This is a genomic window from Citrobacter sp. RHBSTW-00859, from assembly GCF_013729795.1.
GTDB classification, from domain to species: domain Bacteria; phylum Pseudomonadota; class Gammaproteobacteria; order Enterobacterales; family Enterobacteriaceae; genus Citrobacter; species Citrobacter braakii.
This window is the reverse complement of sequence record NZ_CP056288.1, coordinates 1-2,581: the sequence shown is the minus strand read 5'-3', so window position 1 is coordinate 2,581 and position 2,581 is coordinate 1. Positions and strand designations below refer to the sequence as shown.

Genomic DNA, 2,581 nt, shown 5'->3' with positions numbered 1-2,581 from the left:
CTGCCTACCCGGAACTGAGTGTCAGGCGTGGAATGAGACAAACGCGGCCATAACAGCGGAATGACACCGGTAAACCGAAAGGCAGGAACAGGAGAGCGCACGAGGGAGCCACCAGGGGGAAACGCCTGGTATCTTTAAGTCCTGTCGGGTTTCGCCACCACTGATTTGAGCGTCCGATTCTGTGATGCTTGTCAGGGGGGCGGAGCCTATGGAAAACCGGCAACGCCGGGATCCTCTCTCTGGGCCTTTCTTCCTGCGCACATGTTCTTCTGCCGCTTCTCCCCTGAATCTGTGGATAATGTAGCTTCCATTCCCGGGCATGCTTTCCCCGCTCGCCGCAGCCGAACGACCGAGCGGAGCGAGTCAGTGAGCGAGGAAGCGGAATATCTCCGGGCTTATCTTTGGCACCGTACGCGCCATAGCTGCATTTTTTAATACGATGCAGGATAGGGCAAACGCCGCAAAATGACGTCATCCGACATCATTCCGCCGCGTTCGCCCAGTGACCTACAGTCGGCTCTGGGGTGTCGGGGCTGTGCCCTGACACCCGCTAAAAGCACTGACGCGCCTGCGGCTTGCCCAACCCCGCGCCGTCCGGGAAAGAATTTCCCGATCGACCCGACGTTTCTGTTTACCTGTGATGTTAACGTTTGGATCTTTTTCCCGGGTTTACCTATTTTCTTCTAATGAAGCGTTCACAGCTGACGTTAATAGATGGGTGCTTTCATGTTTGGTTTTTCACCAGGAGAACTTATGAACCTTTGCCCCGATGAACGTCTGCTCTTTGTGAGGATGATTTCCGCTATGCTTCGCCGTTCGGGCGGTGATGCGGGTGCTGTTATGTTTGAGGCGTATCGCCATATTGTGTCCGATACCAATCAAGCTCGTCGTTCCTACATGCTCGACCTGCTCGAAAACGTCAGGCATGACTATGTACACGGTGGATATACATAGTTGCCCTGGATACGCTTTTCGTCTAAGTGAGCGTTCTTTTCGTCTCTTTATTCGCCGTCCTGTATACCGAAGCGTGCGCTCAGCTTCTGATAAAGCGCTTCTGCCTGTTCGTGCATTCGCTCACAGTCGGCTGCCTCGTCATCAAGATCGAGCACGTCGAGTTTTTCGAGCAGCAGCAGCGACTGCGCCCGGATAAATTTTGCCATGTTCAGTGCGGCTGATTCCTGTTTTGTCATACGGCTTTTTCCCGGTTTTATGGTGATCGCAGACTGAAATCTTACTTCATTCACTTGAGTGCATAGCCATGCAGGTACGCAGAAATCATCAGGGGCGTTTTTTCTCGATATGGGCACAGAAAGGTGTATGTTTCAGGCCGGAGTCCTCAGAAACGCCCTGAGAGCTTCTCAGGCGGTGCGGGCAAGAGATGTTATGGTAAATATTGCACGATTAAGAATGCGATACCCGCAATGCTGAAGAGTATTGCCAACGGGTTTATGAGCAAAATCCCTATTGATGTTGAAAATAATCCACGAACAATCATATTGCCAACAAGCCCTCCGACAATGAGGGATAAAACGGTATAACCAATAACTTTCAGCAATGACAGTTCTCCCCATACCGCTTCTACTATCGGATAGATAAAAACACCAACGCCAGCAGGGAGCGTAGTAACCATCAACAGCAAATGGGTTTTAGTGGGGCCGTACTCTCTGATATTTCCAACTTTCATCATGTGTGTGATGAATGACGATATCCACCATAGGGTCATGATCATAAGGAAATTCATAGTTACTTACTCTCGATGAGTAGATCAGGTGCTTTCTGTAGATTTGGTCGTACATACTCGCTGTCTCTTTCGTCAAGACAACGGAAATAGAGTGTTACTGTGGTATCTATCCCCATTCTGGTGTTAGCCACGTTTTCGTTAGTGAGCAGGAATTTTTTACCGAGACTATTACATTTCTCAGAACCTGTTTTAAAGGCACTTTGGCGTGCTGATGCCGCATCTCTAAAACCATCAGCAGTTGCTGAAACCGTATATGTATCCCTGCCTAACTCAAGAACATTGCTGGTAGAAACACAACCAGCTGTAAGCAGCGATATTGATAAAATCCCTAACCTATAAATCATTGATTTTATTACCCAAGTTGGGTGATTGTGGATCATGATTATATCTGTTTTTTTTATTATTAAAATCAATGGGTTCAATAATTTTTTTCAAAGAAATGGTGTCGTGGAGTGGTGCTGGTTTCCCTTTGGGGGGAGAGGGATGGGATAGGATCCTCTTGAGATCCTTTCTGTTGCGTCGTAATCTCTTGCACTGGAAACGAAAAAACCACCCTGGCAGGTGGTTTTTCGAAGGTTAGTTAATCCTGGCAGATTCTCTAACCGTGGTAACAGTCTTGTGCGAGACATGTCACCAAATCTGTCCTTCCAGTGTAGCCTCAGTCAGGCCGCCACTTCAAGAACTCTGAACACATCTCTCGCACAAACCTGTTACCAGTGGCTGCTGCCAGTGGCGTTTTGTCGTGTCTTTCCGGGTTGGACTCAAGACGATAGTTACCGGATAAGGCGCAGCAGTCGGACTGAACGGGGGGTTCGTGCATACAGTCCAGCTTGGAGCGAA

4 protein-coding genes are annotated in these 2,581 nt (G+C 48.9%); 1 reads left to right on the top strand and 3 read right to left on the bottom strand.

Translation table 11 applies throughout. The annotated features are described in order from the left end of the window. Positions 1-726: 726 nt before the first annotated feature. Positions 727-954, top strand: coding sequence for a hypothetical protein (locus tag HV302_RS27990; RefSeq protein WP_228710239.1), 228 nt, complete (start codon positions 727-729; stop codon positions 952-954). Between the two features lie 47 nt (positions 955-1,001). Here the strand turns inward: HV302_RS27990 and HV302_RS27985 are convergent, their stop codons facing one another. From HV302_RS27985 to HV302_RS27975, 3 genes are all read right to left on the bottom strand, one after another. Further along, on the bottom strand, positions 1,002-1,190 hold the full coding sequence (locus HV302_RS27985; protein ID WP_000165998.1) for a Rop family plasmid primer RNA-binding protein: 189 nt from the start codon (positions 1,188-1,190) through the stop codon (positions 1,002-1,004). 191 nt (positions 1,191-1,381) lie between these two features. Beyond that, on the bottom strand, positions 1,382-1,687 hold the full coding sequence (locus HV302_RS27980; protein ID WP_191212356.1) for a hypothetical protein: 306 nt from the start codon (positions 1,685-1,687) through the stop codon (positions 1,382-1,384). A gap of 56 nt (positions 1,688-1,743) precedes the next feature. Beyond that, positions 1,744-2,121 (bottom strand): hypothetical protein, encoded by a 378-nt coding sequence (locus HV302_RS27975; protein ID WP_126530080.1) that lies wholly within the window; start codon positions 2,119-2,121, stop codon positions 1,744-1,746. Positions 2,122-2,581: the final 460 nt, after the last annotated feature.